20 protein-coding genes and 2 pseudogenes are annotated in these 23,124 nt (G+C 70.7%); 9 read left to right on the top strand and 13 right to left on the bottom strand.

The window, feature by feature from the left end; genetic code table 11:
• Positions 1-51 precede the first annotated feature (51 nt).
• Both Q0747_RS10950 and Q0747_RS10945 read right to left on the bottom strand, forming a co-directional pair.
• Positions 52-312: a YegP family protein gene (locus Q0747_RS10950; RefSeq protein WP_298254539.1), complete on the bottom strand. Its 261-nt coding sequence runs from the start codon at positions 310-312 to the stop codon at positions 52-54.
• Between the two features lie 106 nt (positions 313-418).
• Positions 419-1,195 (bottom strand): SDR family oxidoreductase, encoded by a 777-nt coding sequence (locus Q0747_RS10945; protein ID WP_298254537.1) that lies wholly within the window; start codon positions 1,193-1,195, stop codon positions 419-421.
• 226 nt (positions 1,196-1,421) lie between these two features.
• Here Q0747_RS10945 and fdhA point away from each other — a divergent pair, with 226 nt between their 5' ends.
• The 3 genes from fdhA (at position 1,422) to Q0747_RS10930 (ending at position 5,204) form a co-directional block, all read left to right on the top strand.
• Positions 1,422-2,639: a formaldehyde dehydrogenase, glutathione-independent gene (fdhA, locus tag Q0747_RS10940; RefSeq protein ID WP_298254536.1), complete on the top strand. Its 1,218-nt coding sequence runs from the start codon at positions 1,422-1,424 to the stop codon at positions 2,637-2,639.
• 141 nt (positions 2,640-2,780) lie between these two features.
• Complete coding sequence (locus Q0747_RS10935) at positions 2,781-4,151, top strand: NAD(P)/FAD-dependent oxidoreductase (protein WP_298254534.1); 1,371 nt, start codon at positions 2,781-2,783, stop codon at positions 4,149-4,151.
• 291 nt (positions 4,152-4,442) lie between these two features.
• A complete protein-coding gene (locus tag Q0747_RS10930) occupies positions 4,443-5,204 on the top strand; it encodes a transglycosylase family protein (protein ID WP_298254532.1) in 762 nt (253 codons plus the stop codon).
• 93 nt (positions 5,205-5,297) lie between these two features.
• On the opposite strand, the gene Q0747_RS10925 is transcribed toward Q0747_RS10930, so the two are convergent.
• Entirely contained in the window at positions 5,298-5,954 is a 657-nt protein-coding gene (locus Q0747_RS10925) for a hypothetical protein (RefSeq protein ID WP_298254530.1), read from the bottom strand.
• 156 nt (positions 5,955-6,110) lie between these two features.
• On the opposite strand from Q0747_RS10925, the gene Q0747_RS10920 reads away from it, so the two are divergent.
• From Q0747_RS10920 to Q0747_RS10910, 3 genes are read left to right on the top strand one after another with little or no spacing between them, the layout of a single operon-like run.
• Complete coding sequence (locus tag Q0747_RS10920; protein ID WP_298254528.1) at positions 6,111-7,376, top strand: type III polyketide synthase; 1,266 nt, start codon at positions 6,111-6,113, stop codon at positions 7,374-7,376.
• Positions 7,373-8,110, top strand: coding sequence for a class I SAM-dependent methyltransferase (locus Q0747_RS10915; RefSeq protein ID WP_298254526.1), 738 nt, complete (start codon positions 7,373-7,375; stop codon positions 8,108-8,110). Before Q0747_RS10920 ends, Q0747_RS10915 begins: the two co-directional genes overlap by 4 nt.
• Positions 8,103-9,239, top strand: coding sequence for an NAD(P)/FAD-dependent oxidoreductase (locus Q0747_RS10910; protein WP_298254524.1), 1,137 nt, complete (start codon positions 8,103-8,105; stop codon positions 9,237-9,239). The genes Q0747_RS10915 and Q0747_RS10910 overlap by 8 nt, the downstream gene beginning before the upstream one ends.
• A 213-nt stretch (positions 9,240-9,452) precedes the next feature.
• On the opposite strand, the gene Q0747_RS10905 is transcribed toward Q0747_RS10910, so the two are convergent.
• Entirely contained in the window at positions 9,453-9,992 is a 540-nt protein-coding gene (locus tag Q0747_RS10905; RefSeq protein ID WP_298254522.1) for a hypothetical protein, read from the bottom strand.
• A gap of 133 nt (positions 9,993-10,125) precedes the next feature.
• Here Q0747_RS10905 and Q0747_RS10900 point away from each other — a divergent pair, with 133 nt between their 5' ends.
• On the top strand, positions 10,126-10,470 hold the full coding sequence (locus Q0747_RS10900; RefSeq protein ID WP_298254520.1) for a DUF3140 domain-containing protein: 345 nt from the start codon (positions 10,126-10,128) through the stop codon (positions 10,468-10,470).
• Between the two features lie 46 nt (positions 10,471-10,516).
• Here Q0747_RS10900 and Q0747_RS10895 read toward each other — a convergent pair whose 3' ends face one another.
• The 5 genes from Q0747_RS10895 to Q0747_RS10875 all read right to left on the bottom strand — a co-directional run bounded on the left by Q0747_RS10895 (position 10,517) and on the right by Q0747_RS10875 (position 15,336).
• A complete protein-coding gene (locus Q0747_RS10895; protein ID WP_298254518.1) occupies positions 10,517-10,720 on the bottom strand; it encodes a DUF2945 domain-containing protein in 204 nt (67 codons plus the stop codon).
• Positions 10,721-10,949: 229 nt separating this feature from the next.
• On the bottom strand, positions 10,950-11,744 hold the full coding sequence (locus tag Q0747_RS10890) for an EAL domain-containing protein (RefSeq protein WP_298254516.1): 795 nt from the start codon (positions 11,742-11,744) through the stop codon (positions 10,950-10,952).
• Between the two features lie 161 nt (positions 11,745-11,905).
• Positions 11,906-13,606, bottom strand: a complete 1,701-nt coding sequence (locus tag Q0747_RS10885; RefSeq protein WP_298254515.1) for a thiamine pyrophosphate-binding protein — start codon at positions 13,604-13,606, stop codon at positions 11,906-11,908.
• The gene (speB, locus tag Q0747_RS10880) at positions 13,607-14,611 is read right to left on the bottom strand and encodes an agmatinase (RefSeq protein WP_298254513.1); all 1,005 of its coding nucleotides are present in this window, start codon (positions 14,609-14,611) and stop codon (positions 13,607-13,609) included.
• Between the two features lie 143 nt (positions 14,612-14,754).
• Positions 14,755-15,336 (bottom strand): helix-turn-helix domain-containing protein, encoded by a 582-nt coding sequence (locus Q0747_RS10875; protein ID WP_298254511.1) that lies wholly within the window; start codon positions 15,334-15,336, stop codon positions 14,755-14,757.
• A 77-nt stretch (positions 15,337-15,413) separates the two neighbouring features.
• Here Q0747_RS10875 and Q0747_RS10870 point away from each other — a divergent pair.
• Positions 15,414-16,906 (top strand): annotated as a pseudogene (locus Q0747_RS10870) (sodium:solute symporter).
• Between the two features lie 72 nt (positions 16,907-16,978).
• Here Q0747_RS10870 and Q0747_RS10865 read toward each other — a convergent pair.
• A complete protein-coding gene (locus tag Q0747_RS10865) occupies positions 16,979-18,331 on the bottom strand; it encodes an AI-2E family transporter (RefSeq protein WP_367277708.1) in 1,353 nt (450 codons plus the stop codon).
• Complete coding sequence (locus Q0747_RS10860) at positions 18,328-20,058, bottom strand: long-chain-fatty-acid--CoA ligase (RefSeq protein ID WP_298254509.1); 1,731 nt, start codon at positions 20,056-20,058, stop codon at positions 18,328-18,330. The genes Q0747_RS10865 and Q0747_RS10860 overlap by 4 nt, the downstream gene beginning before the upstream one ends.
• Positions 20,059-20,354: 296 nt before the next feature.
• Between Q0747_RS10860 and Q0747_RS10855 the strand changes: the two genes are divergently transcribed.
• Positions 20,355-21,446: a VIT1/CCC1 family protein gene (locus Q0747_RS10855; protein ID WP_298254507.1), complete on the top strand. Its 1,092-nt coding sequence runs from the start codon at positions 20,355-20,357 to the stop codon at positions 21,444-21,446.
• Between the two features lie 16 nt (positions 21,447-21,462).
• Here Q0747_RS10855 and Q0747_RS10850 read toward each other — a convergent pair whose 3' ends face one another.
• On the bottom strand, positions 21,463-21,933 hold the full coding sequence (locus Q0747_RS10850) for an SRPBCC family protein (protein ID WP_298254505.1): 471 nt from the start codon (positions 21,931-21,933) through the stop codon (positions 21,463-21,465).
• A gap of 102 nt (positions 21,934-22,035) precedes the next feature.
• A pseudogene (locus Q0747_RS10845) lies at positions 22,036-23,092 on the bottom strand (zinc-dependent alcohol dehydrogenase family protein).
• Positions 23,093-23,124 lie beyond the last annotated feature (32 nt).

Below are 23,124 nucleotides of genomic sequence, written 5' to 3'. Positions count from 1 at the left end.
CACCGAGAGTCGTCACACCGGGAGTCGTCGCGGCGCTGCCGCGGACCGCCGTCAGGCGTCCTGGCCCAGCGCCCGCTCCTGTCCGGCGAGAGCCTGCAGCCCGCTGAGGATCTCCGTGGGACCCGGATCGTCCCGGCTGTGGTCCACCACGGGTCCGGTGCCGGCGATCTCCCGGATGAGCTCTATCCCGGCCACGGCCTCCTCCTTCGAGGCGTAGAAAGTGGATACACCCACGAGGGTTCCATCGGGAGCGGTCAGCTTGACCCGGAACCCGCCGTCGTGGGCGTCGACCAGCTTGAAGTAACCTGCCATCGTCCTACCTCCTTGTAAGGGGCATCTTCACAACCTGCGATGGACCATGGTAAGCACACTTAGTGCTTCCGGAACCGAACGATCGTGCAACGGGTCCTGCCGATCGTCAGCGTCCCCTGCGTGCCAGCCGGGCCACGAGGGACGACGGCGCCATCCGGGCGAGGCCGACGAGCACCCGGTAGCGCAGACTCGGGATGGAGACGGCCTTCCCCGCGGCGGTGTCGCGCAGCGCTTCACGCACCACGAGGTCGGTGTCGAGCCACAGGATGCCCGGGACGCTCGCCTTGTCCGCCCCCATCCGCTGGTGGAAGTCGGTGTGGACGAACCCGGGGCACACCGCCGTGAAGCGGACGCCCTCCGGACCGTAGGCCAGATTGGCCCATCGGCTGAAGCTGATCATCGCCGCCTTCACGGCGCCGTAGGTGCCCCTCGGGGTGAACCCGGCGACGCTCGCGATGTTGATGATCGTCCCGCGCCCATGCCGGCGCATCGACTGCAGGGCCGTGTGGGCCAGGGACAGCGGGACCTCCAGGTGGATCCTCAGGTGGCGCACCTCGTCGTCGAGGGTGTTGTCCGCGAACGGTTGCACGAGCCCGTACCCCGCATTGTTGACCAGCACCGTGACGCGCGCCCGGCCGGGGTGCGCGGTGCCCTCGTCGGCCAGCCGGGCGAGGACCCGGGCGAGGCCGTCGGCGTCGAGCAGATCGGCGGCGATGGTCTCCACCCCGACGCCCCACTGCTCCCGCAGTGCGCCTGCCGTCTTCCCGAGCGGGCCGGGGGCCCGGGCCACCAGTACCAGGTCGCAGCCGCGGGAGGCGAAGTGGCGGGCGAACTCGGCGCCGATGCCCGAGGTCGCGCCGGTGATGAGGACGGTGTCGGTCATGCAGCCACCCTTCCCCAGGTGGCCCGCACGGGCAAGAGCCCTGGAGGTCGCACACCTCGGACGACCGGACGGGCGGGTCCCTGTCGGGTGGGGTCGAGAACAGGGGGTCCGTGCGAGCCCGTGAAGTGTTAGAGTCCCGACATCTGGGCCCGAGGCAATGTGTGGGCGCAGGGTGTCGGCGCGCGGGTCAGCCGGGCGCCACGGAGGTACCAGGAGAGGATGTTCCATGAGTGGTAACAGAGCTGTTGCGTACAAGGGGACGGGGAAGGTCGAGGTCATCGACACCGACTACCCCACATTCGAACTGAAGGACGGTCCGGGGGTGAATCCGGCCAATGTGGGCCGGCAGGTCCACCACGGTGTGATCCTCAAGACCGTCACCACCAACATCTGCGGCTCGGACCAGCACATGGTCCGCGGCCGCACGTCCGCCCCGAAGAATCTCGTGCTGGGCCACGAGATCACCGGCGAGGTCGTGGAGGTCGGCCGCGACGTCGAATTCATCAAGAAGGGCGACATCTGTTCCGTCCCCTTCAACATCGCCTGCGGACGCTGCCGCAACTGCAAGGAGCGCAAGACGGGCATCTGCCTCAATGTGAATCCGGACCGGCCGGGCAGCGCCTACGGCTACGTGGACATGGGCGGCTGGGTGGGGGGCCAGGCCGAGTACGTCCTGGTGCCCTACGCCGACTGGAATCTGCTGAAGTTCCCGGACAAGGACCAGGCCCTGGAGAAGATCCTCGATCTGACGATGCTCTCGGACATCCTCCCCACGGGCTTCCACGGCGCGGTCACCGCCGGCGTGGGCGTGGGGTCGACGGTCTACGTCGCCGGAGCCGGGCCCGTGGGCCTGGCGGCAGCAGCCTCCGCGCAGCTGCTCGGTGCAGCCGTGGTGATCGTCGGCGATCTCAACGAGGACCGCCTCGCGCAGGCCCGCAGCTTCGGCTGCGAGACCATCGACGTGTCCAAGGGCGATCCGGGTGAGCAGATCGAGCAGCTGCTGGGTGTCCCCGAGGTGGACTGCGGCGTGGACGCCGTCGGCTTCGAGGCGCGCGGCCACGGCGAGGGCGCGGCCACCGAGGCCCCGGCCACGGTGCTGAACTCGCTCATGGACATCACGGCCGCCGGCGGTGCCCTCGGCATCCCGGGCCTGTACGTCACCGGCGATCCGGGCGCAGCCGACGACGCCGCGAAGGTGGGCTCGCTCTCGCTCAGCCTGGGAACCGGCTGGGCGAAGTCCCTGTCCTTCACCACGGGGCAGTGCCCCGTCATGAAGTACAACCGGGGCCTCATGATGGCGATCCTGCACGACCGCATCGCGATCGCCAAGGCCGTCAACGCCAAGACGATCGGACTCGAGGAGGCCCCGCGCGGCTACGAGGAGTTCGACGCCGGAGCAGCCACGAAGTACGTGCTCGACCCGCACGGGTACGTCGCCGCCTAGGCGATGCTGCCGGGACCGTCGTCGACATCGTCCGACGGCGGTCCCGGTCCCCGCGGGGAGGGCCCTCCGTAGCATCCGGCGCGGGGCGCAGTGCCCGTCCGGGCGGTCACCGAAGGAGCAGTCACCGAAGGAGCACTCGCCATGGAGTACACGTTCGACGTCCTCGTCATCGGTGGTGGCCCCGCCGGGATGGCCACCGCCGCCCGCGCCGCGGAGCTCGGCGCGCGGACCGCCGTCGTCGAGCGGTCGGCCCTCGGCGGCACCTGCGTCAACTCCGGCTGCGTGCCGAGCCGCGTCCTGGCGAAGACGGCCCGCCTCTTCCGGGAGGTCCGGACGGCCTACGACTACGGCATCGTGGTGGACGAGCCGACCGTCGACTGGGACAGGACCGTGCAGCGCGTCCGGGCCACGGTCGCCCGGGTCCTCGCCTCGAAGGGGTACGGCGCCACGATGGAGCGCCTGTCCATCGAGCTGATCGAGGGCGATGCCGAGCTCACCGGCGACCACGGCGTCCTGGTCGGCGACAGGGAGCTCACGGCGGCCTCGATCATCCTGTGCGTCGGCGGGAGCGGACGCCGGCTGCCCGTCGAGGGCGCCGAGCTCGCCGTCCTGCCGCACGAGGTCCTGGACCTCGAGCGCCTCCCCGGCACGGTGGCCATCATCGGCGGCGGACACACCGGAGCGCAGCTCACCACCATCTTCGACGCGCTCGGCTCACAGGTGCTGCTCCTCGACCTCGCACCGCGCATCCTCATGACGGAGGACGAGGACGTCGCCGCCGCCGTCACGGCCGGTTTCAGGGGCAAGGGGGTCCAGGTGGAGACAGATATCGCCGGGATCGAACGTATCGAACGGGCGGACGGCCACCTCACCCTCCGCTGGGAGAGCGACGGCGACCGGCAGGCGCGGGACGTGGACGCCGTGGTCATGGCCGCCGGCTGGCCCGCCAATCTCCCGGGACTCGGACTGGAGGCCGCCGGGGTGCGGACCGCCGGTCCCTTCATCCCGGTCGACGAATACCTGCGCTCCTCCGTACCGCACATCTTCGTCGCCGGGGACGCCAACGGCATGAGCATGCTGGTGCAGGCCGCCGAGTTCGAGGGCGCGACGGCGGCGGAGAACGCCGTGCTCGGTGCCACCCACACCTCGCCCCACCACCTGCTGCCGGAGGGCGGGTTCACCGATCCGGATTACGCCGGCGTGGGCCTGACCGAGGCGAAGGCCCGCGAGCGTGACGCGGAATGCCATGCGGTGACCGTGCCCTACGCCCTCGTGGAACGCCCGATCATCGACGACCGCGAGCAGGGCTTCCTGAAGCTCGTGGTGGACCGCCGGCGTGAGCTCATCCTCGGCGCGCACGCCGTCGGCGAGAACGCGGTCGAGGTCATCACCGCCGTGGCCGCGGCCATGGCGGGTGGGACGGATCTCTCCACGCTCGCCCGGGTCAAGTTCGCCTACCCCACCTACAGCGCCGTCATCGGACATGCGGCCCGGGCAGCGATCAGGGGCTGACGAATCGCTACGCGCTGCCGGCCAGCAGAGCCTTCCGCAAGGTTGTCAAGCACCAACCCGCACCAATTTGGCATCGAATCGCAATTCCTTTAGGGTGGACCAAGTTCCCCGTCCAGGGAAGCGAACGGCTGCCGCTCGGCGAGCAGCGATCTATGCCCGGCACCGCTCTCCACCGCTCGTTGCTCATCAGGCGGCTGCCGAACCATGACCTCGATACCGTCAAGGTGAGCAGCGGCGCGAAGAAGTCCGGGGACGGACCTAGTGCGGGTGGCCTCGGAGCATCGTAATCCCATGAACACAAACACCTTCAGCACCACTGCCCGCCGCGGCCTCGCCGCCGTCGCCCTCACCGGCCTGGCCCTCGGCTCCGCCGCCGGAGCGGCCAATGCCGCCCCCTGGGACGCAGTCGCGCAATGTGAAAGCGGCGGAGACTGGGGCATCAATACCGGCAACGGTTACTATGGCGGCCTCCAGTTCAGTCCGACGACTTGGGACGAGTTCGGTGGCGCAGGCAATCCGCAGGACGCTACCCGGGAGCAGCAGATCGCCGTCGCGGAGAAAGTTCTCGCCAAGCAGGGCTGGGGCGCATGGCCCTCCTGCGCAGACCAGCTCAACCTTCGTGGCGGAGGGGCATCTCGTGTCGTTCCGCAGTCGGCAGCCGTCCAGGCGCCTGTCCAGGCCCCTGTCGCCCAGGCACCTGCGGCCCCGGCTCCCGTCGCTGCCCCCGTCGCCGAGGCACCCGCAGCACCCGTCGCTCCCGTTGCACAGGCACCTGCGGCTCCGGCACCCGTCGCGCAGGCACCCGCAGCTCCCGTCGCACAGGCACCTGTTGCTCCGGCTCCCGTCGCCGCCCCCGTCGTCGAGGCGCCCGTCGCAGCACCGGTCGTGCTCAGCGGCCAGACCTACACCATCCAGTCCGGCGACACCCTCGGCGAGATCGCCCAGCACCTCGGCGTCGTCGGCGGCTGGCAGGCACTGTACGCCGCGAACACCGACACGGTCGTCGATCCCAACCTGATCTACGCCGGTCACATGCTGAACCTCCCGGCCTGACAGGCCTCCCGCCGGTCCGGCTCCCGGGCCGGACGACAGAGAACCCCCGCCCTGCCCAGGACGGGGGTTCTCTGTCGTCCGGGACCGGATCGGTCAGGCGCAGGACTTCGCGTCGACATCGATCTTCAGGGGGTGGGGCACCGCGAAGTCGCGCTCGTCGCTGGCGAAGGCCACCACGATGTTCTCCGCGCTGCCGTGCGAGGCACCCTCGGCGAGTTCCACGGTGACGATGATGTTGAGGTGGGCGTCGGGTTCGAAGACGTAGCCCTCGGCCTCGACGGGCGGACCGATCGGTTCGGGGGCCTCGGTGGGGGCCGGAGTCGCCGCATGCCCGTCGTGGCCACCCGTCGGGGCTCCCCCGTGGTGATGGCCCTCGCGGTTCGCCGTCTGCACCATCGTCGAGACGACGGTGAGGTCCTCGGGGTCACCGAGACGCACCTCCCCCAGGGTGAAGGCCTCCAGCGTCGGATTGTGGAGCATCACCGTGTAGTGCAGCCGGCTCTCCTTCGGCTGCACCCCGCAGAGCGCCGCGCCGTCGCGCCCGATGTTGAGGGGGTCCTCCCCCAGCCCGGAGCCGATGGGATCGGCCTGGCCCGCCCCGCCCGATCCGGCGGCCTTCCCGTCCGCAGCGCTGTTGACGCCCAGCGGATCCTCCTCGGCGGCGCCGCAGCCCGCGAGGACCAGGCAGGCACCGAGCGCGAGGAGCAGGGTGGCGCGGTTCCGGTGGGGCAGTGCGGTCTTGGATCTCACGGGGGTCCGTCCGGGTCGGGACGACGGCGGAGGCGTCGTCGGTGATGGGGGTGATTCGTCGCACCGACCGCCCCGGCTTGGTCCGGGAACGGCGGCGGTCGACTGACCCCCACCACGCACCCTCCGGTGAGCAGCACGCGAAGACCTCCGTTGTGTTTGTCGCGGCAGTCCTCTAGTAATGGGGGTATGACAGTGATCCTGAGAGCCCTCGAAACAGCTGTACCCGCCACCATCATGGTGCAGCCGCAGGTCCGTGACGTCTTCGCCGCCCAACCCGGGCTCACCCGGCTCGGGAAGCGCCTCGTGGGGGCGGCGTTCGACTCGTCGGGCATCGAGACGCGCTACACCGCCCTCGAGGAACTCACCGTCGAGAGGTCCTTCGAGGACCCGGTCTTCTTCGACCAGCAGAACATGCAGATCCTCACGCCGAGCACCAAGACCCGCAACGAGCTCTACGCGCAGGAGGGCACCACGCTCTTCGTCGAGGCGGCCCGCAAGGCACTCGACGCGGCTGCGGGGATCGAGGCGGAGGACGTCACGCACGTGGTCACGGTCTCCTGCACCGGTTTCTTCGCTCCCGGCCCGGACTACAAGATCGTCCGGGCCCTCGACCTCGATCCGGCCGTCCAGCGCTACCATCTGGGCTTCATGGGCTGCTACGCCGCCTTCCCGGCCCTGCGCGCGGCCAAGGCGTTCTGCGATGCCGACCCGGACGCCGTCGTCCTCGTGGTCTCGGCCGAACTGTGCTCGCTGCACGTGCGCTCGTCCAACAACCCCGACACGATCGTGGGGTCGTCCCTCTTCGCGGACGGGGCCGCAGCGGCGATCGTCTCCGCCCGGGAGCTGCCCCTGGAGGGTCCGGCGCTGACCCTCGACCACTTCGAGACCGTCCTCACACCCGTGGGCGAGGAGTCGATGGCCTGGAACATCGGTGACGAGGGCTTCGAGATGGTTCTCGGCACCTACGTGCCGCACATCATCGACGACCACATCATCGGCGCCCTGGAACCGCTGCTCGCGCGCGACGAGTCCCTGCAGGGCCTGGACTACGCGGAGATCGAGCACTGGGCCATCCACCCCGGCGGACGCAGCATCCTCGACAAGGTGGAGGCGAAGCTCGGGCTGACGGCCGAGCAGCTCGTCCCCGCGCGGGAGACCCTGCGCGACTACGGGAACATGAGCAGCGCGACCGTCATGTTCGTGCTCAAGCACATCATGGACCAGCCCGCCACCGAGGGGAACAACCGCATCTGCTCCATGGCGTTCGGTCCCGGCCTGACCGTCGAGACAGCGCTGCTGACCCGGCTCGGCGCACGACCGGCGGAGGACGCACCGGCGACGACGGATGCCGCGGAGACCCTCGACGGCGGTGTGACCGTCCCCGTCGATCTGGCCCCCGTGCTGACGAACGCCGGCGCATGACGTCGAGCGGGTTCCTCTCCCGGCGGGACACCGGGGCCGTCGAGGAGATGGACCGCCCCGACTGCGACGCGGCCCGGCTCGAGCGCACCTACGCCCAGTTCGGCATCGTCAACGCCGTGGTCTCGGGCTGGCGCCGCACGTACACCTCCCGGCTGCGTCCCGTGTTCTCCCGTGACAGGGTGAACACCCTGCTCGACATCGGCTCGGGAGGAGGCGACGTACCGCGGGCCCTGAGCCGCTGGGCGCAGCTCGACGGCTTCGACCTGGAGGTGACCGCCGTCGACCCCGACGAGCGGGCCCACGCCTACGCGACGGCGCTCCCGCCGCTGCCCGGCCTGTCCTTCCGCAGGGCGCTGAGCTCGGACCTGGTGGCCGAGGGTGCGGCCTTCGACGCCGTGGTGTCGAACCACGTGCTCCATCACCTCGATCCCGCCGCGCTCCACGGTCTGCTCGACGATTCGGAACGGCTCGCGCGCCACGTGGCGGTCCACAGCGACATCGCCCGCCATCCTGCGGGCTACGCCCTCTTCTCGGTGGGGACGCTGCCGCTGCCGGGATCCTTCATCCGCGAGGACGGTCTCACCTCCATCCGCCGCAGCTACACCCCTGACGAGTTGCGCGCCGAGGTTGCCGGCCGCCCCGACTGGCAGGTCCGCTCGCGGGCCCCGTTCATCAATCTCCTCGTCCTCGATCGCGCGGGCGCGCCTGCGGGGGGAGACGCCGACCGTGCATGACGTGATCGTCGTCGGCGGTGGACCCGTGGGGCTGTACACGGGGCTGCTCCTGCGGCGGGCGGGCCTCGACGCCGTCGTGCTCGAGCGCCGGCCCGAGCGCGGCACCCACTCCCGGGCAATCGGTATCCATCCACCCGCCCTGCGGGCGCTCGACGCCGTCGGGATCACCGACGAGCTGCGCGGGCGCGGGGTGCTGATCCGCGACGGGATCGCCAGGAGCGCCGGCCGCCACGTGGGCACCATCTCCTTCTCCACGCTGCCGGGACCCGAGCAGTACGTGCTCGCCGTCCCGCAGGCCGTCACGGAGGAGGTCCTCGAGCGCCGACTGGAACGGGACTTCCCCGGCACGCTGCGGCGCGATGTCTCCCTGCTCACCACGCACGACGCCGGTGACCGCATCCTGGCGGTGACCAGGAGCCAGGGCGAGGACGCGGTCCTCGACGCGAGGCTGATCGTCGCGGCGGACGGCGCCCGGAGCTCGGTGCGGGACGACGCCGGCATCAGGGCGCGACCGCGGCGATACCCGGACTGCTACGTCATGGGTGACTTCCGGGACGACACCACCGACGGCGACGACGCCGTGCTGTACCTGGAGACCGGCGGGATCGTCGAGTCCTTCCCCCTGCCCGACGGGCTCCGCCGCTGGGTGGTGCGCGTGGGCTCCCCGGTGGAGCAACCCACGGTCGAGCGCCTCACCGCCCTCATCCGCGACCGGACGGGTGTGGCCGTCGACCCGGCCACCAACTCCATGATCAGCGCCTTCGAGGTGAGGTCACGACTCGCCGAGCGCTTCGTCGCGGGACGCACCGTCCTGGTCGGGGACGCCGCCCACGAGATCTCCCCAATCGGCGGGCAGGGGATGAATCTCGGCTGGCTCGGCGCCGCACGGCTCGTCCCGATCATCGCCGCGTCACTGCGCGACGGTGAGGACGTGGCGGCGCTGCTGGCCGGGTACGAGAAGGATCGCCGGGCCGAGGCGACCCTCGCCCGGCGGAAGGCCCACCTCAACATGGCGCTCGGCAGGCCCCTGCCCGTCCCGCTCATGCGCGGCCGCAACGCCGTCCTCTCGGCCCTGATCCGGAATCCGACGGTGCACGGCGGCGTCGCCCGGGCTTTCACGATGCAGTAGGGGCCCGGGACCAGGGAGTACAGGAACAGGGAGCACGGGAACACGGATGCCCTTGAACCAGGGAGCCGCGGAACGAGGTGCTGCTGAACGAGGAGCCCGGAACGGCGTGCACGGGAACGGCGGGCACGAAAATAGCGGAGGCCCCCGCCATCCGATGCCGACCACGTGCTCGTGGGGGCGACGGACCGCGGGGGCCTCGGGAACCGGGAGGTCCTACTTCTTGAGCAGGCCCTTCACGATGTTCTCCGGACGCTGCATCTCGCCCTGCTTGGCGCCCATGACGATGACGGTGCCGCTGAAGACGGGCAGCAGCCACTGCGTGACCTTGAGCTGCTTCTGTGCCTTCGCCAGTTCGTCGTTGGCTCCCGGGCGGGGCTCGGTGGCGCCCTGGCCACCCTGCTCGGCCAGCTCGCCGACCTTCTTGCCGAGGATGCCCGAGTAGAGCGACAGCGCCATGCCGACGAGGGTCACGACGGTCTTCCAGCCGGTGTTGGAACCGACCGAGTCCTGGCCCTTGACGCGTCCCTTGTTGGCGCCGATGAGGCCGAGGCCGCCGATGCCGTGGGCGGCGAAGGCCGCGATCTGCACCGGGGTCCACTTGGCCCAGCCGAGTGCCGAGAGGCGGGTGCGCTCCTTGGGGTCCTTGGCCTTCGCCGTCGCGCCGTTCAGACCGACAGCGCCCATGAGCGTTCCGCCGAACCAGGCTGCGGCGCCCAGATCGTGGGCTGATCGTGCCAAAAGGTTTCCTGCCATGATGTAGAGCTCCTTAGACGTTGTTGACCTACCCTCTACATTTATCAGCCAGCTTACGATTAAGCTATTGCAAGCTCGCGAAAATGCCCTGCTGTGACTCGTCACACGCCATGCTATGAGAGGCCCGCAACCGATGAACGCTGCACCCCACCAGCTCGAGGACGTCTGGCCCGACTGGAAGGACGCGGTCACCATGACGGCGTCGGAGCTCGAGACGTGGCTCGCTACCGACGAGTCCCGGTCGGTGGGTCAGAAGGACTCGGAGAGCGGCGAATCGGTGGGCCACGAGTCGGGGCGGAGGATCGTCGACATCCTCCGGACCAAGAAGGCGGACCTCACCGACGACGACGTCGCCCACATGCGGAAAGTGGTCGGATACGTCCACCGCCACCTGGCCCAGAAACCCTCGAAGGAGGACCTGGAGACGTCCAAATGGCGTTACTCCCTCATGAACTGGGGCCACGACCCGCTGACGTGAGATCACGGCCCACTGGCGTGGGACTGGGCTGCTACTTCTTCGGCTGCTACTTCTTCGTCAGCGCACTCTCCTTGTGTGCGGCCTGCTTGCCGGACTTCGCGCTCTCGACGGTGTAGTAGGGCTCGTCCTTCGAGGCGTTGAACTTCTGCCCGTCGAACGTGAACTCCTTCTCGTGCTTCTCCACGATCGAGCCCTCGGTCTCGCCCTGCGGTGTGTTCCAGGTGATCGTGTCGCCCTTGCGGAATGCCATGGTTCTCCTCCGTCGTGATGGTGGTGTGCCTCGACATTCTCATCTCAGAGAGCGGAACGGAAGGCGTGCTGCCCCGTGCGGCGCTTCGATTCGGGGCTTTCGGGGGCCGGAGCAGCGTGTCGCGTCCGGACACGCCGGGCCAGGGGCGTCGAGGGCGTCCGACGTCCCCGGGATATGCCGGGCCCGGGATGTGCCGGGCCCGCGCTCTCGGGCCCGGCGTCGGAAGCGCTCAGGCAGGCGTCGGAACCGCCGCCGGGCTCCGGACTCCGGTCGTGGCGCCCAGGGACCGGGGACCAAGGCGGGGCAGCTCCTCGAACGCGGGCTTCGCGAACCAGTACCCCTGGAAGAGGCGCACGCCCGCTGCCTGCAGCACCAGGAACTCCTCCTCCGTCTCCACCCCCTCGGCGAGGACAGTGATGCCGAGTTCCCGCGCGATGCCCAGGATGCCGTCCACCACGACCCGGCGCGCCGGGCTGGTGTCGATCCCCCGGACCAGCAGCATGTCGATCTTGAGCAGATCCGGCTGGAAGTCGACGAGCAGGCCGAGCCCCGCGTGACCGGCACCGAAGTCGTCGATGGCCGTGGTGAAGTGGTGCTTGCGGTACTCGGTGATGATGTTCTGGAGGTGGGCGGTGTCGGCCACCTCCTCGTCCTCCGTGAACTCGAACATGATGGAGGACATCGGGAAGCTGTACCGCTCGGCGGCGCGCAGGGTGGCCCGCAGGCAGGCCGACGGTTCGTAGACGGCGTTCGGCATGAAGTTGATGGAGAGCATCAGCTCCTCGTCCGCGGGGAACATGCGCGAGGCGAGTTCGATCGCCTTGATGCGGCAGTCCTGGTCGAAGCGGTACCGCTGCTCCGGCGTCACCCTCGACAGGATCTGCTGAGCGCCCTCGCCCGCCAGCCCCCTGACCAGCGCCTCGTAACCCCACACGCGCCCCGCCACGGCGTCGTAGATCGGCTGGAACGCCATGCTGAAGTCGAAGTCGAGCTTCGACGCCGAGCTGCATCCGTTGCACGCCATAGGTGTTCCTCACTGTTCTCGCCCACGCTCCGGGCATCGGCCGGTCCGGACGCCGGAGTACGCAGGGCGCCGTACTCCCCTATCGGCCCTGCGTCCGGTGTCCGTTACCCTGCCACGGGATGATACCGGGAAGAACGGAGCCGACCCCTGCCGACCGGGCGCTACTGGTCGAGGTGCGTCGGGGCGAACAGGCGCAGGAGCGTCTCCACCACGACGACGTTCGGGCCCTCCGCAGCGAGCGACTCGCGCAGCGCCTCGCCGACACCCTCCGGTCCCACGCGCCTGGCCGGGACGCCGAAGGACTCCGCGAGCGCCACGAAGTCGGGCCGCGCGAGCTCCGTCGCCGTCGCCTTGCCGAAGGCGCCCTCCATGTACTCGCGCAGGATGCCGTAGCCGCCGTCGTCCACGATCAGCCAGGTCACCGGGATGTCGTGCTGGCGCGCGGTGGCGAGCTCGGCGATGGAGTACATGGCCGAGCCGTCGCCTGAGACGGCGAGGACCCGTGCGGGCAGATCGTGGGAGGCGAGGCCCATGGAGCCCCCGATGGCACCCGGGAAGCCGAAGCCCAGTCCGCCTGCGCCCTGCGCGGAGTGGAACTGGCCCTCGCGGGCATCCCAGCAGCTCCAGGCCCAGTAGGCGGCGATGGTCATGTCCCAGAAGGTCTGCATGCCCGCGGGCACCGCCTCCCGGATGTCCTGCATGAATGCGCGTTCCTTGCCGAGGTCCTGCGCGTCGAGCCGCGCACCGACCTCCGCGAGGGTCGCGGCCACGAGCGCGACGGCGTCGTACCCGGGCTCGCGGTCGCGGGCGAGTGGTTCGATCGCCGCATCGAGGGCCGTGAGGGCCTGCCCGGCGTCGGCGCGGATGCCGAGCCCCGGACGATTGGACTCCAGGACCCGCGGTTCGGCGTCGATCTGGATGATCCGGCCGCGGGGCTCGAGCGTGAAGTAGTTGGAGGTGACCTCGCCGAGCGAGGAGCCGACCACGAGGAGGACGTCGGCGTCCTCGAGGACGTCGGTGGTGTGGCGGTCCTCCACCCAGGACTGCAGCGACAGCTCGTGCGTCCACGGGAAGGCACCGTTGCCGCCCGGTGAGCAGATGACGGGCGCGCCGAGCTTCTCGGCGATCGAGAGCAGCGCGGCCTCGGCACCGCCGCGGCGCGTGCCGCCGCCTGCGACGATCGCCGGGCGCTTCGAGTCCTTCAGCCACGCCACCGCCTCGCGCACGAGTTCCACGCGTGGCGGGTTGTCGAAGGGTTCCGCGAGCGCGTCCTCGACCCGCGGGACCATCACGGGATCCAGCAGCACGTTCTGCGGCACCTCGATCCACACCGGGCCCTGCGGCGAGGAGACGGCCTCGGTCCACGCGTCCTGGATGGCCGAGGGGATGCCGGAGGCCTGCTGGATGAGCCGCTGGCTCTTGGTCACGTTCGCCGCCGACGCCTTCTGGTCGTCCAGCTGGTGCAGCATGCCCTTGCGCCGCGCACCGAGGCCCTCGAGGGGGATCTGGCTGGCGACGACGACCATCGGCACACCCGTGGCGTAGGCCTCCTGCAGCCCGGCGAGGGCGGTGAGTGCCCCGGGGCCCGTGGAGAGGAAGAGCACCCCCACATCCCCGGTGGCCCGGGAGAAGCCGTCGGCGGCGAACGCCGAGTTGTTCTCCACGCGCGAGGAGACGAAGCGGAGCTCCGAGCGGGAGAGGGCGTCGAAGAGACCGAGGGCGTGCTGCCCGGGGATGCCGAACACCGTCGTCGCCCCGAGCGCGGTGAGCGTCTCGATGACGAGATCGCCGCCGTTGCGCTGGTCGGTGACGGGCGCCGGCGGGGTGGAGGCTGCGCTGTCCGTGCTGTTGATGCTGGCCATCTACTGGTCCTCGGGGGTCGTGGTGTCGGATGTCCCTGGGGTCAGGGTATCCGCCAGGAGCGTGACGAGGTCGTACGCCACGTGGGACGCGGCGACACCGGTGATCTCCGCATGGTCGTAGGCCGGGGCCACCTCGACGACGTCGGCGCCGACGAGGTTCAGCCCGCGCAGGCCGCGGAGGATCTCGAGCAGTTCGCGGCTCGTGATGCCGCCGGCCTCGGGCGTGCCGGTGCCCGGGGCGTGCGCGGGATCGAGGACGTCGATGTCCACCGAGACGTAGAGCGGCCTGGATCCGATCCGGGTGCGCAGCTGGTCCACGATCTCGTCGACGCCCTTGCGGTAGACGTCGGAGGACGTCACGATGCCGAAGCCGAAGCGGCGATCGTCCTCGAGGTCGCGGACGCCGTAGAGCGGCCCGCGCGTCCCCACGTGGGAGATGGCCTCGGTGTCGAGGATGCCCTCCTCCACGGCGCGGCGGAACGGGGTGCCGTGGGTGTACTCGGCACCGAAGTAGGTGTCCCACGTGTCGAGGTGCGCGTCGAAGTGGAGCATCGCCACGGGCTGGCCGGCCCGTTCGGTCGCGGCCCGCAGCAGCGGCAGGGCGATCGTGTGGTCCCCGCCCAGGGTCACGAGCCGCGTGCCGTTCGCGGTGAGATCCAGCGCGTTCTGCTGCACCGTCTCGATGGCCTCGCCGATGTTGAACGGATTGACGGCCATGTCCCCGGCGTCGGCCACCTGCACGCGCTCGAAGGGCGAGACGGCCAGCGCCGGGTTGTAGGGACGCAGCAGGCGTGAGGCCTCGCGGATCGCGTTGCCGCCGAACCGCGCTCCCGGGCGGTAGGAGACACCCGAGTCGAACGGCACGCCGACCACCGCGACGTCCGCGTGCTCCACCTGGTCGAGCCGCGGCAGGCGCGCGAAGGTCGCCGCTCCGGCATAGCGGGGAGTGCGGGCGGAATCGATGGGGCCCAGCCGACCGCCGCCGGTGATGCGCTCTTCTTCCACAGCAGCCATCCGTTCCGGGCCACCCGATGAGTTGCCCAATATGAATCAAAGGTTTTTCCCAAGGCTATTGGGCGGCTTCGACGGGGTCAAGGATCCCGGCTGCCTCCCGCCGCGCCGACCGGCGCCGACAGGCGCCGGCACCCCTACGACCGGCCGGTGGCGGCGGCCACCAGGGTCCACAGGACGACCGCCTCGTGATCCTCCGGGTTGGCCCAGGTGTGCGGTTCCCGCCCCGGGAAGGTGAGGGTGTCCCCGGCGCGGAGATCGTAGCGATCGTTCGAGAAGATCAGCTCCAGCCGGCCGGAGACCACGTGGAGCACCTCCACCTCGCAGTCCACGGAGTAGAGCTCGTCCTCCCCCCGGCCGTGCGGCTCGACGACGGCACGGATCAGCTGGAGCCGGCGCTCCGAGCGCGCCGTCAGCAGGGTCTCCTCGATGCCCTCGCCGCCGAGGCTGATCCTGGGCGCCTCCGGGAGTCTCGTCAGGAAGGTCTCCGGCTGGAGGAACAGGTCGCCGATGGGGATCGAGAGCACCTGGCACAGTGTCACGAGCGACGCCACGGACGGGGAGGTCAGATCACGCTCGACCCTGCTGAGGAAGCCCTTGGTCAGCCCCGTCGAGGCAGCCACCTGCTCGATCGTCATCCGCTGGGCCTGCCGCGCGGCACGGATGCGCGATCCGATGGCGACGGGCGCATTGGACGGCTCGATGGGCAGTGCCTTCATGGTTGTCCTCTCCGGCGGCGATCAGGGAAGCTTACCGGGAGGAGGACACTCCTCCGCTCGCACCCGGAAGGCCCATCATGCACCTGTTCGACATCTCCATCGTGGTGGTCTACCTCGTGGCCATGCTCGGCTTCGGCTGGTGGGGCAAGTCCCGCACCCGCACCACGAGCGATTATCTCGTCGCGGGCCGGCGCCTCGGACCCCTCCTCTACACCGGGACCATGGCCGCCGTGGTCCTGGGAGGTGCGTCCACCGTGGGAGGTGTGGGCCTCGGCTACCAGTACGGCATCTCGGGCATGTGGCTCGTGGTGGCCATCGGCACCGGCGTCCTGCTGCTGAGCCTCCTCTTCGCCCCCACCATCCAGAAGCTGAAGATCTACACGGTCTCGCAGATGCTCACGCTGCGCTACGGCCACCGGGCCACCCGGGTCTCGGGCATCGTGATGCTCGCCTACACGCTCATGCTCTGCGCCACCTCCACCGGGGCCTACGCCACCATCTTCGTGGTGCTGTTCGGGTGGGACCGCGCGCTGTCCATCGCCGTCGGCGGGCGATCGTGCTCGTCTACTCGACCATCGGCGGGATGTGGTCCATCACCCTGGCCGACATGGCCCAGTTCGTGATCAAGACCATCGGCGTCTTCGCCCTGATGCTGCCCTTCTCGCTCGCCGCGGCCGGTGGATTCGACGGCATCGCCGACCGCGCGGGTGACGAGTTCTTCAGCATCACCGGCATCGGCGCGCAGAGCATCATCACCTACTTCGTGGTGTACACCCTCGGACTGCTGATCGGGCAGGACATCTGGCAGCGGGTCTTCACCTCCCGCACACCGCAGGTGGCCCGCTGGGGTGGCTCGGCCGCCGGGATCTACTGCATCCTCTACGGCATCGCGGGGGCGGTGATCGGCATGAGTGCCAGCGTGATCCTGCCCGTGATCGAGTCGCGCGACGACGTCTACGCAGACATCGCCCTCAACGTGCTGCCGGTCGGCATCGGGGGCCTGGTCCTCGCCGCCGCGGTCGCCGCGATGATGTCCACGGCCTCCGGCGCTCTGATCGCCGCCGCGACGGTGGCCCGCACCGACGTCGTACCGTTCGTGGGGGGCTGGTTCGGACGGGGCGGCGACGAGCGCCCGGTGTCCGACGACGTCTCCGGGAGCCGCTGGTGGGTGCTCGGCCTCGGGATCGTCACCCTCGGCCTGGCCGTGGTGGTGCAGGACGTGGTCGCGGCCCTGACCATCGCCTACGACATCCTGGTGGGCGGGCTCCTCGTCTCCATCATCGGAGGGCTCGTCTGGCGCCGCGGCAACGGGGTCGGCGCCGGAGCGTCCATGGCGGCGGGCACCCTCGTGACCCTCGGCGTCATGGCCTACCTCGAGATCACCGCCGAGGCGCCGTACGACGGCATCTACGCCAACGACCCGATCTACTGGGGCCTGGGGGTCTCGGCCCTCGTGTACGTCGTCGTCTCGCTGGCCACCCGACCCACCAGCCCCGCCGTCATGGCGGCCTGGGACCGCCGCGTGGCCGGAGACGTGCCCGAGGAGACCCCGGCGGAGCTGCCCCGCTGATCCGACCGGGCTGATTCGACCAGCCCGCGGGCACAGCAGTGCGGACCTGCGGACCTGCAGATCCGTACCGCCCTAGCGCGGCGCGGGCGACGAACCGCCGCCCCGCCCCGACCGGCCCTCGGTGGAGCCGGTGTCATCGGTGTCGCCGGTGTCATCGGTGTCGCCGGTGTCGCCGTCCGACTCGTCGACCGGACGCTCCGCGACCGTACGGCGGCCGTCGGCAACCTCCACGGCGACGTCCGCCGCGGCCCTGCGGCGCGCGTGATCCTCCTTCGGGGTGGAGCTCAGACCCCTGCCCGTCTCGTCGAGCGCGGTGCGCTGCTCGGCGTCCGCGATCTCCTCGTCGGTGATGTCGTCGTCGTCCTCCTGGTTCCACGCCTTGATGGCGGCCCAGCCGACAGCGGCCACGGGCACGGAGAGAATGGCCCCGATGATCCCGGCCAGCACCGTGCCGGCGGTCAGGGCGACCAGGATCACGAGCGCGTGCACCTGCAGCGTGCGGCCCATGACCACGGGCTGCAGGAAGTTCCCCTCGAGCTGGTTCACCACGACCACGGCGATGATCACGAACAGGGCGACCAGCGGCCCGTTGGCCACGAGAGCGATCAGGGCCGCCAGCACACCGGCGAGGGTCGCACCGACGAGCGGGATGAACGCGCCGATGAAGACGATCGCCGCCAGGGGCAGTGCGAGCGGCACACCCAGGAAGAAGAGGGCGAGGCCGATGAACACGGAGTCGACGAGCGCCACGATGGCGGTCCCCCGGATGTAACCCCCGAGGACCGTCATGCCGCTCTCCCCCACGCGGCGTGCCTTGACGAGGCGCTTGCCCTTGAAGGCACGGAGCATGAAGGCCCAGATCTTCTCGCCGTCCTTGAGGAAGAAGAAGAGGATGACCACCATGAGCACGGCGCCCGCGAAGAAGTTCCCGGCCGCGCTCAGCCCGGAGATGGCGCCGGCACCCACGGTGCTGCTCGTGGCGAAGTCCACCACCCAGTCGCGCGCCTGCTGGATCTGCGCGTCGTCGACGGGGATGGGTCCGTTCTGGACGAGGGCGTAGAGCTTGTCGAAGCCCTCGGTGGCACTGGAGACAAGCTGGTCGGCCTGCCCGACGACGGCGAACACGATGCCCGTGATCAGACCGCTGAAGACCAGCAGCAGGAGCAGGAAGGCCGCGGCCGTGGCGGCGGAGGCGGCCCAGCCCTTCCGGCGGAGCCAGTTGACGAACGGGCCGATCGCCGCGGCGAGGATGAGGGCGAGCAGCATCGGGATCACCACGAGCTGGACCTGGATCAGCGCGTAGACGGCGCCGACGATCAGCACCAGGAGCAGCAGGACCTGCGCCGCCCTGATGCTGGCGTTACCGAGGCTGTCGCGCCAGGGTCCCTTCGGGGCGGAGTTTCCCAGCTGGGCGGGAGTGGTCATCGGCGGTCACCTTTTCCTTCGGCCGGGAGGCCATCGTTGAGCAGTCGGGCGCGGACCTCGCGCCGGAGGATCTTCCCGATCTGGGACCGGGGCAGGTCCTGTGCCTGCACGACCGTCCGGGGAACCTTGTAGGCCGCGAGCGCGTCGCGGCAGTGGGAACGCAGCGCCTCGACATCGAGCTCCGTGTCCGGCGCGAGGACGACGACGGCGACGACGTCCTCGCCGCCCTCGGCACGCGCCAGGCCCACGACGGCGGCGTCCACCACAGCGGGGTGGTTCAGCAGCGCCCGCTCGACCTCGGACGGCGCCACGTTGAACCCGCCGGTGATGATGAGTTCCTTGATGCGGTCCACGATGGTGATGAAGTGGTCCTCGTCCATCCGGACGATGTCGCCCGTGCGGCACCAGCCGTCGTCGAGCAGGACGGCCTGGGTCTCCTCCGGCCTGCGCCAGTAGCCCTGGAACACCTGCGGGCCGCGGATCAGCAGCTCCCCCGTCTCGCCGGGGGCGCGGTCGACGTCGGGGGCGTCGGGGTCCACGATCCGCGCCTCCGTGCCGGGGAACGGGACACCGACCGTGCCCGGGCGCCGGGTGGGGCCGATCGGATTGCCCGCCACGATCGGGGAGGTCTCCGTGAGTCCGTAGCCCTCGATCAGATAGCCGCCCGTGGCGGCCTCCCAGGTCTCGACCGTCGATTCCGGCAGATTCATGGCGCCGGAGATGGCGAAGCGGATGCTGCGCAGATCCGCCCCGCGCTCCGCCGCGCCGGCGGCGAGGCGATCGTAGATGGGCGGCACGGCGGGCAGGAAGGTGGGCGGGCTCTTCCTCGCGGCGTCCAGGACCAGCCCGACGTCGAAGCGCGGGAAGAGGACGAGTTTCGCACCGATGCTCATGGCGAAGGTGAGGCAGAGGGTGAGCCCGTAGGCGTGGAACATGGGCAGCACCGCGTAGACCGTCTCGCGTCCGGCGTCGAGCCCGGGCACCCAGGCCCGGCCCTGCGCGGCGTTCGCCAGCAGATTGCGGTGCGTGAGGATCGCCCCCTTCGGGACGCCCGTGGTGCCGCTGGTGTACTGCAGCACCGCGGTGTCCGTCGCTGCGGGGCGCGGGTGCCGCTGCGGCAGGCGGCGGTGCCGGAGCAGGTCCTTCCAGGCCACGAGCGTCCGTGGGCCGGAGAGCTCGTCCGTCGTCGTCAGCGCGGTCCTGGCCTCGCGCGCACGCCTGAGGGGCAGCGCGAGCGCGAGCCGGCGGGACATTGGCATCGCGCTGATGAGGTCCACCCGGACCACGGTGGTGACGGCGATGTCCGCCGGGAACCGCTGGATGCGCGGCGCCACCCGGTCCCAGACGATCGCGAGCTTCGCCCCGTGGTCCTCGAACTGGTGCCGGAGCTCCCGGTCGGTGTAGAGCGGGTTGTGCTCGACGACGATCGCCCCGAGCCGGAGCACCGCGTAGAAGGCGATGATGTGCTGCGGGCAGTTCGGGAGTACGAGGGCCACGCGGTCGCCGTGGGTGACGCCGAGCGCCTTCAGGCCCGCCGCGGCGCGGTCCACGGCGTCCCCGAGCTCCCGGTAGCTGGTGGACGCCCCGAAGAACTCGAGCGCCGTCGTGGCGCCGTACGTTCCCACCGATGCCTCGAGCACATCGGTGAGGGTGCCCTCGGGCACGTCGAACGTCGTCGGCACGCCGGGTGCGTAGCTCGCCAGCCACGGTCTGGCTGCCAGATCCATGAGTCTGCTTCCTCTTGTCCGTCCGACCCCGATACGGGCCGAGGAGTCACGTTACCGGACCCCGCACACCTGCCGGGGGCGAACGGGGCCCGCCGTCGTCACACGGTAGGATTGTGCGGCGAAGGGGAGTAGCTCCGCGTGCAGACGCGAGGCCTGTCGACATACTGGCACCGAGGTGCCCGGCAGTCCACCGGTGAGACGGCGAGCGAGACCTTCGGCCCTGTTCGACGCATCCGCGTACCCCGGCCGAGATCCTCTTCGGACCGGGACGGCGCGGGCCTGACCCCCGGAGCCCCGTGATACACCCCCAGCAGCCCCCGACGCCCGACGACGTCAGGCGGTGGCGCCAGCACCTGGCCGACGAGCGTGCCGAGGCCGCGATCTACCGGGAACTCGCCCGTCGCCGCGAGGGCGAGGAGCGCGAGATCCTCCTCGGGCTGGCCGAGGCCGAGGGTCGCCACGAGGCGCACTGGCTCGCGCTGCTCGGCGAGCACGCCGGGCGTCCGCTGCGCCCCTCGCTCCGCAACCGCGTCCTGGGCTGGTTCGCGCGCCGGTTCGGGTCCGTCTTCGTCCTCGCCCTGGCCCAGCGGGCCGAGGGTCGCTCCCCCTACGCCGCCGATCCCTCCGCGACGGACGCCATGGTGGCGGACGAGCAGATCCACGAGGAGGTGGTGCGGGGCCTGGCGACGCGCGGGCGGACCAGGCTCTCGGGCAACTTCCGGGCGGCCGTGTTCGGGGCGAACGACGGCCTGGTGAGCAATCTCGCACTGGTCATCGGGATCGGCGCCACGGGGGTGTCCCCCGCCTTCATCCTCTTCAGCGGGCTCGCCGGTCTGCTGGCGGGAGCGCTGTCGATGGGAGCCGGCGAGTACGTCTCCGTCCGCTCCCAGCGCGAGCTGCTCTCGGCGTCGCGCCCCACGCAGATCACCCTCACCGCCGCGAAGCAGCTGGACATCGCGGCGAACGAGCTGGTGCTGGTCTACCGGGCCCGCGGCATGACGCCGGCCGCCGCCGAGCACCGGGCCGCCGAGCGGCTGGGCATGGCGGACTGCGACTGCGATCCGAGCTTCTCGCTGCGGCCGGAGGAGGACCTGCCCGACCACGAGTCCGTCGGCACCGGTCTGGGGGCCGCGGCCTCGAGCTTCTGCTTCTTCGCCGCCGGGGCGATCATCCCCGTGCTCCCGTATCTGCTGGGACTCGGGGGCGTCGCCGCCGTGGTCCTGGCGTGCGTCCTGGTGGGACTGGCGCTGCTGGCCACGGGGGCCGTCGTCGCGCTCCTCTCCGGGGCCTCGCCGCTGCGCCTCGCGCTGCGCCAGCTGGGGATCGGCCTGGGTGCCGCCGCCGTCACCTACCTGCTCGGCCTGCTCTTCGGCACCACCGTCGCCTGACGTCCCGGCGCCCGGCTCAGCCCCGGCGCTGCTCCTGCAGCACGTGGTCCTCGAGCTTCGCGAGGGTCGCCTCGATGCTCGCGGGGTGACGGCGCGTGAAGCCCGCGAGCCGGAAGGCGATCCTCCACGGCACCGCCCGTCCGTCCCACTCCTCGCGCACGAGCGTGGCATCACCGCGGGGTTCGAGGGTGTAACGCCACACGTGCGCGGAGAAGTGCCGCCACGCGATCCGGTGGCCCTCCTCGAACTCGGTCACCCGGTTGAGGATCCGGTAGGGGGCACCGATCCGCATCTCCATGCCGAACCGGGCACCGAGCGAGAGGCGCTCGGGGCCATTGGGCTGCTCGCCGCGCACCGTCCCGGAGCCGTCGATCACGCTGTGCAGGGCGGGCCGGGCGAGGACCTCGAAGATCCGGTCGGCCGGCGCGTCGATGAGCCGTTCCCGCGAGATGAGGTAGGCGGGGTCAGTACCGGGAGTAGTCGTCATCCCCTCATTGTCCACGCCGACGCTGCCGGCGGGCCTGCCGGACCACGACGGGCCCGGGTGCGGGTCGATCGTGGTCCGGCCCCGGGCCTCGGGATCAGGGGATCAGGGCTTCAGCAGCACCTTGATGGCGCGCCGCTCGTCCATCGCCCGGTACGCCTCGGCGGCATCCTCGAGGGGCATCACGACGTCGAACACCAGCCCGGGGTTGATCGTCCCGTCGAGGACGTCCTTCAGCAGTTCCGGGATGTAGGTGTGGGCCGGTGCCATGCCGCCGCCCACGGTGATGTTCTTCGCGAAGAGATAGCCGACGGGAAGCTCCGGCCCCCCGGCAGGAACACCCACGAAGCCGAGGTTGCCGCCCGGGCGCGTGCTGCGCAGCGCCTGGTCCATGGACTCCTTGGTCCCGACGCACTCGAGCACCGAGTCGGCGAGGACACCGCCGAGCAGTTCGCGGACCTTCGCCACGCCCTCGTCCCCGCGCTCGGCGACGATGTCCGTGGCGCCGAACTCCCGGGCCAGCGCCTGGCGGTCCTCGTGGCGGGACATGGCGATGATGCGCTCCGCGCCGAGACGCTTCGCGGCCAGCACCCCGCACAGACCCACGGCGCCATCGCCCACGACGACGACGGTGCGGCCCGGGCCCACGTTCGCCGAGACCGCGGCGTGGTGGCCCGTGGACATGACGTCCGAGAGGGTGAGCAGGCTGGCCGTGAGGGCGTCGTCCGGCTCGGTGACACCCTCGACGACGCGCAGTGTCCCGTCCGCCTGCGGGACGCGCACGGCCTCGCCCTGGGCGCCCTGCACGTAGTGGCCGTGCTCGTCGGTGCTGCCCCATCCGGTGAGGTGGTCGCAGGCCACGGTGACCCCGTCGAGGCACGGGGGGGCAGGTTCCGCAGCTGTCCACGAACGGCGCGATCACGAAGTCGCCGACACCCACGTCGCGGACGCCGTCACCGACGGCTTCCACGACGCCGATGAACTCGTGCCCGATCGCCTTGGGCTCCTTGGTGGGCCGGACACCGCGGTACGGCCACAGATCGGACCCGCAGACGCAGGACGCGGTGACCCTGACGACCGCGTCGGTGGGGCGGACGATCTCCGGATAGTCCCGGTCCTCGACACGGATGTCGCCGGGCCCGTGGATGATGGTGGCGCGCATGGTCTCTCCTCGAAGCTCTGCCTGATGGAATC

The organism is uncultured Arthrobacter sp. (genome assembly GCF_947493765.1).
Lineage (GTDB): Bacteria > Actinomycetota > Actinomycetes > Actinomycetales > Micrococcaceae > Arthrobacter_D.
This window is presented reverse-complemented; position numbering and strand designations above follow the sequence as displayed.

What these genes read in the sequence shown, in the direction of transcription:
- Q0747_RS10875 (WP_298254511.1), bottom strand. Translation starts at nt 15,336, where the DNA reads ATGAAGGCACTGCCCATCGAGCCGTCCAATGCGCCCGTCGCCATCGGA.
- Q0747_RS10890 (WP_298254516.1), bottom strand. Translation starts at nt 11,744, where the DNA reads ATGGCGTGCAACGGATGCAGCTCGGCGTCGAAGCTCGACTTCGACTTC.
- Q0747_RS10900 (WP_298254520.1), top strand. Translation starts at nt 10,126, where the DNA reads ATGAACGCTGCACCCCACCAGCTCGAGGACGTCTGGCCCGACTGGAAG.
- Q0747_RS10950 (WP_298254539.1), bottom strand. Translation starts at nt 312, where the DNA reads ATGGCAGGTTACTTCAAGCTGGTCGACGCCCACGACGGCGGGTTCCGG.
- Q0747_RS10945 (WP_298254537.1), bottom strand. Translation starts at nt 1,195, where the DNA reads ATGACCGACACCGTCCTCATCACCGGCGCGACCTCGGGCATCGGCGCC.
- Q0747_RS10885 (WP_298254515.1), bottom strand. Translation starts at nt 13,606, where the DNA reads ATGGCCAGCATCAACAGCACGGACAGCGCAGCCTCCACCCCGCCGGCG.
- Q0747_RS10865 (WP_367277708.1), bottom strand. Translation starts at nt 18,331, where the DNA reads ATGACCACTCCCGCCCAGCTGGGAAACTCCGCCCCGAAGGGACCCTGG.
- Q0747_RS10850 (WP_298254505.1), bottom strand. Translation starts at nt 21,933, where the DNA reads ATGACGACTACTCCCGGTACTGACCCCGCCTACCTCATCTCGCGGGAA.
- Q0747_RS10860 (WP_298254509.1), bottom strand. Translation starts at nt 20,058, where the DNA reads ATGGATCTGGCAGCCAGACCGTGGCTGGCGAGCTACGCACCCGGCGTG.
- Q0747_RS10915 (WP_298254526.1), top strand. Translation starts at nt 7,373, where the DNA reads ATGACGTCGAGCGGGTTCCTCTCCCGGCGGGACACCGGGGCCGTCGAG.
- fdhA (WP_298254536.1), top strand. Translation starts at nt 1,422, where the DNA reads ATGAGTGGTAACAGAGCTGTTGCGTACAAGGGGACGGGGAAGGTCGAG.
- Q0747_RS10895 (WP_298254518.1), bottom strand. Translation starts at nt 10,720, where the DNA reads ATGGCATTCCGCAAGGGCGACACGATCACCTGGAACACACCGCAGGGC.
- Q0747_RS10935 (WP_298254534.1), top strand. Translation starts at nt 2,781, where the DNA reads ATGGAGTACACGTTCGACGTCCTCGTCATCGGTGGTGGCCCCGCCGGG.
- Q0747_RS10930 (WP_298254532.1), top strand. Translation starts at nt 4,443, where the DNA reads ATGAACACAAACACCTTCAGCACCACTGCCCGCCGCGGCCTCGCCGCC.
- Q0747_RS10905 (WP_298254522.1), bottom strand. Translation starts at nt 9,992, where the DNA reads ATGGCAGGAAACCTTTTGGCACGATCAGCCCACGATCTGGGCGCCGCA.